General features: G+C 70.5%; 11 protein-coding genes. 5 read left to right on the forward strand and 6 right to left on the reverse strand.

All coding sequences use genetic code 11. The features are described 5' to 3' along the window. The first annotated feature begins 17 nt into the window (after window positions 1-17). Window positions 18-3,629 (forward strand): chromosome segregation protein SMC, encoded by a 3,612-nt coding sequence (smc, locus tag GIS00_RS06170; protein WP_322097576.1) that lies wholly within the window; start codon window positions 18-20, stop codon window positions 3,627-3,629. Window positions 3,630-3,833: 204 nt separating this feature from the next. Continuing rightward, complete coding sequence (locus GIS00_RS06175; protein ID WP_196073141.1) at window positions 3,834-5,039, forward strand: serpin family protein; 1,206 nt, start codon at window positions 3,834-3,836, stop codon at window positions 5,037-5,039. 15 nt (window positions 5,040-5,054) lie between these two features. Here GIS00_RS06175 and GIS00_RS06180 read toward each other — a convergent pair whose 3' ends face one another. Next, entirely contained in the window at window positions 5,055-5,342 is a 288-nt protein-coding gene (locus GIS00_RS06180) for a YciI family protein (protein WP_154767370.1), read from the reverse strand. Window positions 5,343-5,497: 155 nt separating this feature from the next. On the opposite strand from GIS00_RS06180, the gene GIS00_RS06185 reads away from it, so the two are divergent. Both GIS00_RS06185 and GIS00_RS06190 read left to right on the forward strand, forming a co-directional pair. Next, entirely contained in the window at window positions 5,498-6,826 is a 1,329-nt protein-coding gene (locus tag GIS00_RS06185) for a serpin family protein (RefSeq protein WP_154767371.1), read from the forward strand. 245 nt (window positions 6,827-7,071) lie between these two features. Beyond that, entirely contained in the window at window positions 7,072-7,467 is a 396-nt protein-coding gene (locus GIS00_RS06190; protein WP_154767372.1) for a VOC family protein, read from the forward strand. Between the two features lie 107 nt (window positions 7,468-7,574). On the opposite strand, the gene glnA is transcribed toward GIS00_RS06190, so the two are convergent. After that, entirely contained in the window at window positions 7,575-8,996 is a 1,422-nt protein-coding gene (glnA, locus tag GIS00_RS06195) for a type I glutamate--ammonia ligase (protein ID WP_322097577.1), read from the reverse strand. Between the two features lie 187 nt (window positions 8,997-9,183). Here glnA and GIS00_RS06200 point away from each other — a divergent pair, with 187 nt between their 5' ends. Continuing rightward, window positions 9,184-9,588 (forward strand): RDD family protein, encoded by a 405-nt coding sequence (locus tag GIS00_RS06200; RefSeq protein WP_154767373.1) that lies wholly within the window; start codon window positions 9,184-9,186, stop codon window positions 9,586-9,588. 297 nt (window positions 9,589-9,885) lie between these two features. Here the strand turns inward: GIS00_RS06200 and GIS00_RS06205 are convergent, their stop codons facing one another. The 4 genes from GIS00_RS06205 to lipB all read right to left on the reverse strand — a co-directional run bounded on the left by GIS00_RS06205 (window position 9,886) and on the right by lipB (window position 13,379). After that, entirely contained in the window at window positions 9,886-10,647 is a 762-nt protein-coding gene (locus GIS00_RS06205; RefSeq protein ID WP_154767374.1) for a DUF4191 domain-containing protein, read from the reverse strand. Window positions 10,648-10,739: 92 nt separating this feature from the next. Further along, window positions 10,740-11,669: a lipoyl synthase gene (lipA, locus tag GIS00_RS06210; RefSeq protein WP_322097578.1), complete on the reverse strand. Its 930-nt coding sequence runs from the start codon at window positions 11,667-11,669 to the stop codon at window positions 10,740-10,742. Further along, entirely contained in the window at window positions 11,666-12,511 is an 846-nt protein-coding gene (locus tag GIS00_RS06215) for a hypothetical protein (RefSeq protein ID WP_154767375.1), read from the reverse strand. Before GIS00_RS06215 ends, lipA begins: the two co-directional genes overlap by 4 nt. A 139-nt stretch (window positions 12,512-12,650) precedes the next feature. Then, complete coding sequence (gene lipB, locus GIS00_RS06220; RefSeq protein ID WP_154767376.1) at window positions 12,651-13,379, reverse strand: lipoyl(octanoyl) transferase LipB; 729 nt, start codon at window positions 13,377-13,379, stop codon at window positions 12,651-12,653. Window positions 13,380-13,457 lie beyond the last annotated feature (78 nt).

A 13,457-nucleotide genomic window follows, 5' to 3' on the forward strand; every position in this document is an offset into this window, starting at 1 on the left:
GGGAGGGACGGGCAGCTGTGTACCTGAAGTCCCTCACTCTCAAGGGCTTCAAGTCCTTTGCCTCGTCCACCACGCTGCGGTTCGAGAAGGGCATCACCGCCGTCGTCGGACCCAACGGGTCAGGTAAGTCCAACGTCGTCGACGCCATCGCCTGGGTGCTGGGCGAGCAGGGCGCGAAGGCGCTGCGCGGCGGCAAGATGGAGGACGTCATCTTCGCCGGCACGGCGGACCGGCCTCCGCTCGGCCGCGCCGAGGTCACCCTGACCATCGACAACGCCGACGGCGCCCTGCCCATCGAGTACGCCGAGGTCTCGATCACCCGCCGGATGTTCCGGGACGGCGGCGGCGAGTACGAGATCAACGGGTCGACCTGCCGCCTGCTCGACATCCAGGAACTGCTGTCCGATTCCGGTATCGGCCGCGAGATGCACGTCATCGTCGGCCAGGGGCAGCTGGACGCGGTGCTGTCCGCGCGGCCAGAGGACCGGCGGGCGTTCATCGAGGAGGCCGCCGGCGTCCTCAAGCACCGCAAGCGCAAGGAGAAGGCGCTCCGCAAGCTCGATGCGATGCAGGCGAACCTGACCCGGCTGTCCGACCTGACCGGGGAACTGCGTCGCCAGCTCAAGCCGCTCGGCCGGCAGGCCGAGGTGGCGCGGCGCGCGGCCGGGGTGCAGGCCGACCTACGGGACGCCCGGGCCCGGCTGCTCGCGGACGACCTCGCCAACCTGATCCGGACCCTGGAGCAGGAGGCGCGCGACGAGCAGGCCGCGCAGGAGAACCGGACGCGGGTGCAGCGGCTGCTGGCGGAGGTGACCGCGGAGACGGAGGTGTCCGCCGAGGCCGTCGCTGCGGCGACGCCGGCGCTGGACGAGGCGCAGGAGACCTGGTTCGGGCTGTCCTCGCTGGCCGAGCGGTACCGCGGCACGATCTCCCTGGCCGAGGAGCGCGCCCGCAACCTCTCGGCGCCGACCGGTCCGGTCGGGACCGGCCGGGATCCGGAGGAACTGGAGGCGGCGGCCGAGGAGGCCGAGCAGGACCAGATCGAGAAGCAGGAGCTGGTCGAGGAAGCGCGCGAGCAGCTCGCATCCGCCGTGGCCGAGCGCACCGAGTCCGAGCAGGAGCTGCGCGCCGCCGAGCAGGAACTGATGACCGCCACCCGGGCGATCGCCGACCGCCGCGAGGGGTTGGCCCGACTGTCCGGTCAGGTCAACGCGGTGCGGTCGCGGCTCGCCGCGTCCGGTGACGAGGTCGCCCGGCTGGCGGCCGCGGTGGCGGACGCCCGGCGGCGGGCCGGCGAGGCGCAGACCGAGTTCGACACCCTGCAGGGATCCGTCGGCGAACTGGATGCGGGCGAGGTCGACCTCGACGAAGCGCACGAGGCCGCCGAGGCGGCGGTGGACACCGCAGTCGCCCGGGTCACCGAACTCACCGAGTCGCTGCGGGCCGCCCGCACCACGCAGACCGGCCTACGCGCCCGCGCCGAGGCGTTGTCCCTCGGACTCGACCGGAAGGACGCGGCCGGTGCGCTGCTCGCGGCCGGCGACGGCGTGCACGGTGTGCTGGGGTCGCTGTCCTCCCTGTTGGACATCACCCCGGGCGCGGAGGCCGCGGTGGCCGGTGCGCTCGGCCGGTTCGCCGACGCGATCGCCGTCGCCGGTTTGGACGATGCGGTCGGGGCGGTGCGCTGGCTGCAGGAGCACGACGGCGGTCGTGCACCGCTGGTGATCGGCGGCGCCCCTGACCTCGCGTCCGGTGGCACCCTGCCCGACACTGCGCGCTGGGCCGTCGATCTCGTGACGGCTCCGACCGAACTGCGGAACGCCGTCGGTCGGTTGCTCGCCGGCGTCGTCGTCACCGACGACCTGGAGTCGGCCCGGCGGCTGATCGCCGAACGTCCCGATCTGCGGGCCGTCACCACCACCGGTGATGTGCTGGGCGGCGCCTGGGCGGACGGCGGCAGCACCGGCAAGCAGTCGGTGCTGGAGATCCAGGCGACGCTGGATCGTGCCGAGCAGGAGCTTGCCGAGATCACCGGCACCATCGGCGGTCTCGAAGCTGCGCTGGCCGGCGCGAAGCAGGAGGCACAGTCCCGGGCGGCGCACGCGGAGACCACGCTGAGCGCTCTGCACGAGTCGGACGCGTCGCTGTCGGCGGTGGGGGAGCAGCTCGGTCGGCTCGGCGGTGCGGTCCGGTCGGCGACGGCGGAGGCCGACCGGCTGGACAAGCAGCGGCAGGCGGCCGAGGACGGCCGCGAACAGCACCGACAGTCGTTGGACGACCTGGAATCCCGGCTGCACGCCGCCGAGGACGAGGAGTCGCCGGAGGAGATCGACTCGTCGGTCCGGGACGATCTGCAGGAGCGGACCGCCGCCACCCGGCAGGTCGAGGTCGACGCCCGGCTGACGCTGCGATCAGCGGAGGAACGCGCCCGCTCGACCGCGGGCACCGCCGAGAACCTGCGCCGGGCCGCCGCCCAGGAGCGGCAGGCCCGGGAGCGGGCCGAGGCTGCCGCCCGGCGCCGGGCGGCCGGGGCGGAGCTGGCCGGCCGGGTGGTCGAACTGGGTCACCGGGCGACCGCGGCGCTGGAGCGGGCACTGGTCGACGCCGGTACCGCGCGGGAGCAGGCCACCGCTGCCCGGTCCGCCGCGGACGCGGCCCTGGCCGATGCCCGTCGGCGGGCCGCCGAGCTGCAGAAGGAGTGGGACGCACTCACCGACGCCGTGCACCGCGACGAGGTGCAGCGCACCCAGCAGACCCTGCGCGTCCAGCAGCTGGCTGAGAAGGCCGTGTCCGACGTTGGTCTCGGCGTCGCTGAGCTGGTCGCCGAGTACGGCCCGGACGTCCCGGTGCCGCCGTCACCGGCCGAGATGGCCGAGTACGAGGCGGCGAAGGAACGCGGCGAGGAGGTCAGCCGGCCGCAGCCGGCACCGTTCGACCGCGGCACCCAGGAGCGGCGGCTCAAGCGGGCGGAGAAGGACCTGACCCTGCTGGGCAAGGTCAACCCGCTGGCACTGGAGGAGTTCGCGGCGCTGGAGGAGCGGCACAGCTTCCTGGCCACCCAGCTCGAGGACCTGAAGTCGACCCGCAAGGATCTGCTCACCGTGGTCACGGAGGTCGACGAGAAGATCCTGGAGATCTTCACCTCGGCCTACCACGACGTCGCGCGCGAGTTCGTGACGGTGTTCGCGACGCTGTTCCCCGGCGGCGACGGCGAACTGGTGCTGACCAACCCCGACGACATGCTGACCACCGGCATCGAGGTCAACGCCCGCCCGCCGGGCAAGAAGGTGAAGCGGCTGTCGCTGCTGTCCGGTGGCGAGCGGTCGCTGACCGCGGTCGCCATGCTGGTGGCCATCTTCCGCGCCCGGCCCAGCCCGTTCTACATCATGGACGAGGTCGAGGCGGCGCTGGACGAGGTCAACCTGACCCGGCTGGTCGGCCTGCTCACCGAGCTCCGCGACTCCTCCCAGCTGATCATCATCACCCACCAGAAGTTCACGATGGAGTCGGCCGACGCGCTCTACGGCGTCTCCATGCGCGGCGACGGCATCACGCAGGTGATCAGCCAGCGGATCCGCGGTGTGGTGGAGAAGGTCGAGCCGGTGCCGGAGCCCGCCGCCGGCGGCTGAAACTCCTCGCCGTCCCCGTGCAACCGTGTGAGGTCGGTGTTCCGTCCTGCCCTCATGGGTGGATTCTCGAGGTCGCGGCGTGCGCTCCTGTCGACGTCAACGGCGGTTCTGGCGGTGGTGGCGCTCGCGGGGTGCGCCGGCACCGGTGGGCCGAACAGTCCCTCGACGGTCGGGAGCTCTGGGTCGGTCATGCAGGGCGGCGAGGTGCCCCTCGCCGCGCCGGTCGAGCTCAAGGGCGACGGCAAGCGGGTCGCGCCGGCGTCAGCCGCGGTGGCGTCGGAAGCCCTGACCGGGTTCGGCCTGGATCTGTTGGGTGCGCTTGAGCCCGACGAGAATGCCGTGATCAGCCCGTACTCGGTGTACGCCGTGCTGGCGATGGCCCGGGTGGGTGCGAAGGGGGAGACGGCCGCGCAGCTGGATCAGTTGTTGGGCGCGGACCCCGACGTGCAGGGAGCTGTTGTGACCGCGGTCGACGCGGCGGTGAAGGCGGCCATCGCCGCGGGCGCCATGATCCCCACCTCACCGGACGCCCCGCCGAACCGGCCGTTGGAGTTCGGCAACGGCAACTCGATCTGGGTCCAACCTGGGCTACCGGTGGAGCAGGACTTTCTCGACGGGGTCCGCCAAGGCTTCGACAGCGCGGTGTACGAACTGGACTTCGAGGGCGACCCGGAGGCCTCACGGCTGACGATCAACGACTGGGTGGCCGACCGCACCCGCGACCTGATCCCGGAACTGATTCCCGAGGGCGCGATCACGGTGGACACGCTGATGGCCCTCGTCAACGCCGTGTACCTGTCAGCGCCGTGGATGGAGCCGTTGGAGGAGACCGGCGACCTGTCCTTCACCACTCCCACCGGCGCGGTCACCGTGGAGGGCATGCGGACCCCGCTCACGGTCTCGGGAGCGGCGGGGAAGGGCTGGCGGTCGGCGACGGTGCCCTACCTCGGAGCCGGCCTCGGCATGACGCTCATCGTCCCGGACGACGGCATCGCCGGATTCCGGGAGCAGTTGCCGGAGGTGCTGCCGGTCGCGACCCGCGCCGGGGGCGGTGGGATCCCCGTCGACCTGACCTTCCCGGCCTTCGACGCGGCCAGCAAGCTGTCGTTGGTCGAGCACGTCCGATCACTCGGCTACGACCACATCTTCACGCCGGATACGGCCGACTGGACCGGGATCGCCGACATCACGCCGCCGCTCGAGGCCTACGAGTTGGTGCACCAGGCGGTGATCACCGTCGACAAGGATGGCACCGAGGCCGCTGCGGCCACCGCAATGCTGATGATGGCTTCCTCAGCGCCCCCACCGCCGGAAACGCTCGTGATCGACCGGCCGTTCTTCTTCGTCGTCCACGACACCACCACCGGCGCGCCACTGTTCCTCGGTCAGATCACCGATCCGACGGCCTGACCGAGCCGGGAGAACTCAGATCCAGGGGGACTTGACCTGGGTCCACTCGCGGATCTCGCGCTCGGCGATGATGCCGCCCTGCACGGCGAAGGGGTCCTCGTCCATGGTCGCGGTGACGGCGGCCAGATCGGGCCCGGACACCACGATGAGGGCACCGGGCGCCCCGTCGGCGAACGGTCCGGTGACCAGGAATTCGACGTCGCCGTGATCGGTCTCGTTGAGGAAGACCCGGTGCGCGGGCCGGTGCTCGGTGAGTGCCTCGGTGTTGTCGGTGTAGCGGTAGATCACGGCGAACACCGGCATGGTGACGACCTCTCGATGCTGGGTCGACCGCTGCTGCGTCGACGTCCTCAGGTGGCAACTGGCCCGGTCACTCTAGCGGGGAGGCCGCACTGGTCGGATCGGGTGGTCCTGGCCGCCGATGCAACCGACAGCACCGTCCGCTGCGTCGAAGCGCCATGAGACGACGCGACTTCCTCGGCGGGGCGGGCCTTCTGCTGGCCGCCCTCGCCACCGGCTGCGGCAGCACCGCGGGACTGCCGAGCCGGCCTGCGGAGGATCTGTCCTCCGGAGAGGGATCGCTGCTCAAGATCGACGCCGCCCGGCGCTCCACCCTCACCGACGAGCAGGCCCGCGGCCGGTTCGCCGACTTTGGGGCCGACCTGTTCCGTGCGGTGGTGGCCGCGGGGGCGACCCCGGGCAACACCCTGGTCAGTCCGTACTCGGTGGTGTCGGCGCTGGGGATGACGGCGCTGGGTGCCCGCGCCGCCACCCTCGACCTGTTCCGTGACCTGCTCGGCGGTGACCCGACCGAGGTGGCGGCGGCGCTGACCACCGCCGACGCCGCGCTGGCCGCGGCCGTCGCCGCCGGAACGCGCGACGGGATGGGCAAGAAGGTGCAGACCGCGGTCGACGCGGCGAACATGATCTGGGCACAGTCCGGCTACGACGTCCGGCCGGAGTTCCTGCAGGCGCTCGCCGAAGGCTATGCCGCCGGGATGCGGGTCACCGACTTCGTGGCCGCACCGGAAGGAGCCCGGCGGGCGATCAACGCCTGGGTGTCGGAACGCACGCACGAGTTGATCCCGACCCTGCTGCCGGACGGCTCCATCACCGACATCACCCGGATGGTGCTGGTCAACGCGCTGTACCTGAAGGCCTCCTGGCACCTGCCGTTCGACGAGGACTCCACCGCCCCCGGCACTTTCATCTCCGCTGCCGGTGCCGCTGTGCAGACCGACCTGATGCACCGGGTGCTGACCTCCGGCTACGCCGAGGGCGACGGCTGGCAGGCGGCGGTGCTGCCCTACGCCGGACGCGACCTCGCAATGACCGTCGTGCTGCCGGAGGAGGCTCGCTTCGACGAGGTCGGCGCCGCTCTCGGCAAGGGCCTGCTGCTGGAGGTGGCGGACGCCCCGGATGCCGAGATCACCCTCACCTTCCCGTCCTTCGAATCGCGCACCGCGGTGTCGCTGCAGGATGCGCTCGGTGCGCTCGGCGCCGGCGACCTGTTCGCCGACGACATCGACCTGTCCGGGATCGCCGGCAAGCCGGGCGATCTGGTCATCGGCGACGTGATCCACGAGGCGCGGATCATCGTTGACGAGAAGGGCACCGAAGCGGCGGCCGCGACGGCGGTGCTCGTCGAGGCCGGCTCCGCACCGCCGCCCGCCGAACCGCGCAAGGTGGACCTCGTCGTCGACCACGCCTTCTACTACGTCATCCACGACACCGCCACGGCCACACCGCTCTTCGTCGGCCAGGTCATCGACCCGACCGCCGGCTGACCGGCCGCCCGCCGAGAGAGCTTGATCTGTACAGGATCGCGTCGGAGATCCGCAGCACCACGAGAAGAATGGTGTGAGCACCGATGTCGCAGTCACGGTCGAAGGTGATGACCGCCGTCATCGTCCTCGGCCTACCCGTCTGAAACCGATACCTCGGTGGCAGCCGTGACGGCCATCCATGTCCGCCGAAGCGCCCGGCCACATCCGGACGCAACCCGTCCGGTTTCGGTCGTACCGTGCCTGACATGAGCCAGCACTGGAGCATCGGCGCCGACGCGAACGACCCGCAACGTCTGGCGGCCTTCTGGGCCGAGGCACTCGACTACGTGATCGATCCGGACGACTGCTCGGCGGAGAGCGCGACGGTGCTCGACCCGGAGGACATCAGGCCGGCGATCGGTTTCCTGCGGGTCCCGGAGTCGAAGTCGGCGAAGAACCGTTTCCACATCGACATCCGGATGGCGGGGGAGCCGCCGTGGGACTGGGCGGCCCGGGCGCTGCTGATCCGCGGGAGGGTCGACGCGCTCGTCGCTCTCGGTGGGACCGAGGTGCGCGAGGAGCACTACACCGACGAGCGCGGGTCGGTCCTCGGCCACGTGGTGATGCTCGATCCCGAGGGCAACGAGTTCTGCGTCGCCTGAGCAGGTCGGCGGTCCTGGGTCCGGACAGCACGAAGGCCCCCGCCGGAGCGGGGGCCTTCGCGTCGATCAGGATCGATCAGATTCGCTGCGGTGAGCGTGCGAACCGATCAGATGTCGAAGTACATCGCGAACTCGTGCGGGTGCGGGCGGAGACGGACGGCGTCGATCTCCTCGCGCTTGATCCGGATCCAGGTCTCGATGAGATCCGGGGTGAAGACGCCACCTTCGAGCAGGTAGTCGTGGTCCACCTCGAGGCGGTCGATGACCGCGCCGAGGGAGGCCGGCACCTGCGGGATGTTGGCGGCCTCGTCCGGCGGCAGCTCGTAGAGGTCCTTGTCGACCGGAGCCGGCGGCTCGATCTTGTTCTTGACCCCGTCGAGCCCGGCCATGAGCATCGCGGCGAACGCCAGGTACGGGTTCGACGACGGGTCGGGGCAGCGGAACTCGATGCGCTTCGCCTTGGCGTTGGTGCCGGTCAGCGGGATACGGATGCAGGCGGAGCGGTTCCGGGCCGAGTAGACCAGGTTGACCGGGGCCTCGTAGCCCGGGACCAGACGGTGGTAGGAGTTCACCGTCGGGTTGGTGAAGGCCAGCAGCGACGGGGCGTGGTGCAGCAGGCCGCCGATGTACCAGCGGGCCGTGTCCGACAGGCCGCCGTAGCCGGCCTCGTCGTAGAACAGCGGCTTGCCGCCGGACCACAGCGACTGGTGGGCGTGCATGCCCGAACCGTTGTCACCGAACAGCGGCTTCGGCATGAACGTGGCGGTCTTGCCGGCGTCCCACGCGGTGTTCTTGATGATGTACTTGAACAGCATCAGCTCGTCCGCCGCGGCGAGCAGGGTGTTGAACTTGTAGTTGATCTCGGCCTGGCCGCCGGTGCCCACCTCGTGGTGGCCGCGCTCGACGTCGAAGCCCATCGAGATCAGGTTCGCGGTCATGTCCTCGCGGAGGTCCGCGTGGTGGTCGTACGGCGGGACGGGGAAGTAGCCGCCCTTGAACCGGGTCTTGTAGCCGAGGTTGCCGCCCTCCTCCTCGCGGCCGGTGTTCCACCAGCCCTCCTCGGAGTCGACCTTGTAGAAGCTGCCGGCCGCCGACTCGCCGAACTGCACGTTGTCGAACACGTAGAACTCGGCCTCCGGGCCGAAGTACGCGGTGTCCGCGATGCCGGTGCTGGCCAGGTACTCCTCGGCCTTGCGGGCGATGTTGCGCGGGTCGCGCGAGTACGGCTGCAGGGTCAGCGGATCGTGCACGAAGAAGTTGCAGGTCAGCGTCTTCCGGCGGCGGAAGGGGTCGACCCGGGCGGTGGTGACATCGGGCAGCAGCGTCATGTCCGACTCGTGGATCGACTGGAAGCCGCGGATCGACGACCCGTCGAAGGCCATACCGGCGGCGAGGGACTCGACCGAGACCGTGCCGGCGGGCACCGTGAGGTGGTTCATGATGCCCGGCAGGTCGCAGAACCGGATGTCGAAGACCTCGACGTCGTTGTCCTTGATGTAGGCGACCAGTTCTTCGGGGGTGGAGAACACGCACGCACTCCTTCGCGTCGGTGACAGGGCGTACAACTCGGCCGCACGGGGCGGCCTGATGCCGGGTCACGAGGATCCGGACATTCGTCGCCACGCTAGGGACGGGGTGTTGCCTTCGGGTCTCTCGATTGTTTCCCGCGGGTTAACGGCGGGCAATCGTCCGTCTGCCGTCGCCTACGCTCGGTGCATGAGTGCTGAGGCCGAACCCAGTTGGCCCGGACGGCGTCTCGGCCTTCCGGAGACCGGTGTGACGTCCGTCGCGGGCATGGGTTCGAAGGTCGGCGCGTTCCTGATCGACATCGTGCTGGCCGGCGGCATCGCGCTGCTGTTCACCCGCCCCGAACTGCCCCGCAACTGGAGTCTGATCACCTGGGCGGTGATGACGGTGATCACCGTCGCGGTGCTCGGGTACACGCCCGGTCAGGGCCTGCTGGGCATCCGGGTGGCGCCGCTCGGCCGGACCTACGTCGGCCTCTGGGCGATCCCGCGCACCGCGCTGATCTTCCTCGTCGTGCCGCCGCTGGTCACCGACCCCGACGGCCGCGGATGGCACGACCGGCTCTGCCGCACGGTCGTCGTTCGCATGCGCTGACCGCACCTCCCTGGGCGCGAGGATCAAAGTCCTCGACGCGTGTGAAGGTGCCGTCTTTGGGGCGGATGTGACAGGCGTCAACACTTTCGTACGCGCGGCCGGGCTCGACGCTGCGCCCAAGCCTGAAGCGCCGCATGAGAGCCCTCCCACAGTGACGACCTGCTGTCACTGCCAGGCCGAGGTGCTCCGACACCGGCTGCGCGCAGGAAGTTGTCGCCGTTGGGACTGATGGGACAGTCGTCAACAACTTCGTGCGCGTCGAGGAAGTTGATCCTCGCGCCGGGTGGGGGCGGGGTGTCAGCGGGCCTTGCGGGTGGCGCGCTGCATGTTGCGCATCTTCGCCCCGGCGGGCATCGGGCCCTTGGGCATGCCGGCGGCGAGGGAGGTCTTGGCCAGGGATGCCAGGCGGGTGTCGAGCTCGGAGACCTCGGAGGGGGAGATGTTGCGCGGCAACCGCATCAGCGAGGGGTTGAGCTTTTTCAGCGGGGTCTGGCCCTCGTCGTGGCCGACGATGATGTCGTAGATCGGGGTCTTCTCGCCGACGACGCGGGCGATGCGCTTCTTCTCCTGCGCGAGCAGCGGCTTGACCCGGTGCGGGGCGCCCTCGCCGATCAGGATCACGCCGGGGCGGCCGATGACCCGGTGCACCGCGTCGAGCTGGGTGGTGCCGGCAACGGCCGGGGTGATCCGCCAGCGCCCGCGCAGGTTGTTCTGCAGCGACCAGGCCGCGGCGCCGGGGGTGCCGTCGGCCTGCTTGTAGACGTTGGACTGCACCCGCCGCGCGAACACGATCATGGCGACGAGGACGCCCATGATCACGCCGAAGATCAGACCGATCCACCAGGTGAAGGTGAGCAGGCCGATCCCGGTACCGATCGCCGCGACGATCAGGAAGGTGCCGATCAGGATCGGGAGGAGCTTCTTGTCCTCCTTGCGCTGCATCTGGAACGCCTGCCAGATCTGACTCCAGCGTTCCTTGCGCGCCGCCTTCGAAGCGACCTTCGCTGCCTTCTTCTCCTCCTTGGAGACGGCAGCACCACCTGACTTGCTCTTGGCCATAGCGCACAGGATACGTCCGCCGGGCCCACATCAAGGACCGAGCGGTCCTCACATCCAGGACCGAGCGGTTCACACCCGTGGTAGGGAAGTCCTCACACCTGGGAGCGGGCGGCCTCCGCCTGCCGGTAGAGGGTGCCGGCGCGGTAGGACGAGCGGACCAGCGGCCCGGACATCACTCCGAGGAAGCCGATCCGCTCGGCCTCCTCCCGCAGTTCGACGAACTCGTCCGGCTTCACCCAGCGCTCGATGGGGTGGTGCCGCGGGGTGGGCCGCAGGTACTGGGTGATGGTGACCAGGTCGCAGCCCGCCTCGCGCATGTCGAGCAGCGCCTGGGAGATCTCCTCGCGGGTCTCGCCCATACCGAGGATCAGGTTCGACTTGGTGACCATGCCGGCCGCCCGGGCCTGCGAGATGACGTCCAGCGAGCGCTCGTAGGTGAACGCCGGCCGGATCCGCTTGAAGATCCGCGGCACCGTCTCCAGGTTGTGCGCGAACACCTCGGGCTTCGCGTCGAACACCTGCTGCAGCAGGTCGGCCTTGCCGGAGAAGTCCGGCGTCAGGATCTCCACGCCCGTCTGCGGGGCCAGCTCGTGCACCTTGCGGATCGTCTCCGCGTAGAGCCAGGCGCCCTCGTCCGGCAGGTCGTCGCGGGTGACGCCGGTGATCGTCGCGTAGCGCAGGTCCATCGTGGCGATCGATTCGGCCACCCGACGCGGCTCGTCCCGGTCCAGTTCGCCGGGCTTGCCGGTGTCGATCAGGCAGAAGTCGCAGCGCCGGGTGCACTGGTCGCCACCGATGAGGAAGGTGGCCTCCCGGTCCTCCCAGCACTCGTAGATGTTCGGGCAGCCGGCCTCCTGGCAGACCGTGTGCAGCCCTTCGCGTTTCACCAGGTTCTGCAGCGAGTTGAACTCCGGTCCGGTCTTCATCCGGGTGCGGATCCACTCCGGTTTCCGTTCCACCGGGACGGCAGCGTTGCGGACCTCGAGCCGCAGCAGCTTGCGACCGGCCGGAGCATCACTCACTTGCTGTCGCTCGCCTTCGGCGCGGCGGTGCGGGTGCGGGGGGCCGGCTTCGGCTTGGCGGCCTCGGCGGCGTCCTTCGCATCCGCGGCCGCGTCCTTGACATCGTCCGCGGCGTCCTTCAGGTCGTCGACCTTGTCGGCCACGGCGTCCTTGACGTCCTCGACCTTGTCCGCCACCGCCTCCTTGACGTCCTCGACCTTGTCCGCCACCGCGTCCTTGACCTCGGCGGTCTTATCGACGACGGCGTCCTTCACCTCGGCGGCCTTCTCGACCACCGCGTCCTTCACCTCGGCGACCTTCTCCGCCACCGGCTTGGCCGGGGTGGTCGGCGCCGGGCGGGTCTCCGGTGCCGGCGGGGTGGGCGAGCGCAGGAACTTCACGGCCGCCGCGACGCCACCGGCCAGCGCGCCGAGCAGCAGGATGTTGCGCACCGGGTGCTTCTTTTTGCCGGCCTTCTTCGCGGCCTTGTCGGCGAGCTTCGCGGCCTTGCGGTCGGCCTCGTGCGCGGCCGCAGCGGCCTTCGCGGCGACCACGGCGGCACCGGCGAGGGCGCTCTTCTTCGCCGACGCGGTGCCCTTGGTGATCGAGTCCTGGGCCTTGGCCGAGCCCTTGGCCAGCGACTTCTGCGCACGCTTCGCAGCCTTGGCGCGGGCCTTGCGGGTGCGGCGGTTCAGCTTCTCCGCCACTTCACCGGCCTTCTCGGCGACGTCGTGGGCGGCCCCGGTGGCGAAGGTCGCGACCTTGCCGGCGACCTCGGTGGCCTGGTCGGCGACCTTCTCCGCCACCTTCTCGGCCTTCTCCGCCAGATCGTGGGCGGCCGAACCGGCCGTCGTCTTGCTCATCCCTGCGCTCCTCGCTCGTTGATCCTGCTGCGCTCGTTGGTCCTGCTGGACGGGCTGTGCCCGGGTGTCCTGTGCGGACATTGCCCGGGTGTCCGGTTCCTCGTGCTGCATGCCTGGCCCACCATCCTGCCCGATCGCCTCAGCGGGCGAGCGCCGGGTCGAGGTCCCAGGTCACCCCCGCCGGGACGGCGGGCCGGTGCAGGTCCCTGTCCTGGATCGGGAGTTCCCCGTCCAGCGCCTGCCGAACCCGTCGCGCCGTGGTGGTGAGCACCTCGTCGACGGTGACGCGCCGCCCCAGTTCGGCGCTGAGCGAGGTCACTCCGACATCGGTGAGGCCGCACGGGACGATCCGGTCGTAGGCCGCCAGGTCCGGATCGCAGTTGAGCGCGAAGCCGTGCATCGAGACGCCGCGGGTGACGCGGATGCCGATCGCGCAGATCTTCCGTTCCTGCTTGATGCCGTCCGCCGGTAGCCAGACCCCGCTGCGGCCCGGGACCCGACCGGTGCCGGTCAGCCCCAGGTCCTCGCAGACGGCGATGATCGCCTGCTCCAGGGCACCGACGTAGCCGACGACGTCCTTCGGATCGCTCAGCCCGACGATCGGGTAGCCGACGAGCTGACCCGGTCCGTGCCAGGTGATCCGGCCGCCGCGATCGACCTCGACCACCGGGGTGCCGTCCACCGGGCGGTCCTCGGGGCGGGTGCGTTTGCCGGCGGTGTAGACCGGCGGGTGGGTGAGCAGCAGCACCGTGTCCGGGCCGAGCCCGTCGGCGCGGGCGGCGGCCAGCTCACGCTGCCGGTCCCATGCGGTGGGGTAGTCCACGTCCCCGGCCTCGATGATCTCCAGGGGAACGGCGCGATCTCGCATGCGGACACCGTACGCCGACCTGTGGACGGCTCCGACCGCCCCTCGTCAGGGGATTGTGGACAACCCGGATCCGCAGTC

It is taken from the genome of Nakamurella alba (assembly GCF_009707545.1).
GTDB lineage: Bacteria > Actinomycetota > Actinomycetes > Mycobacteriales > Nakamurellaceae > Nakamurella > Nakamurella alba.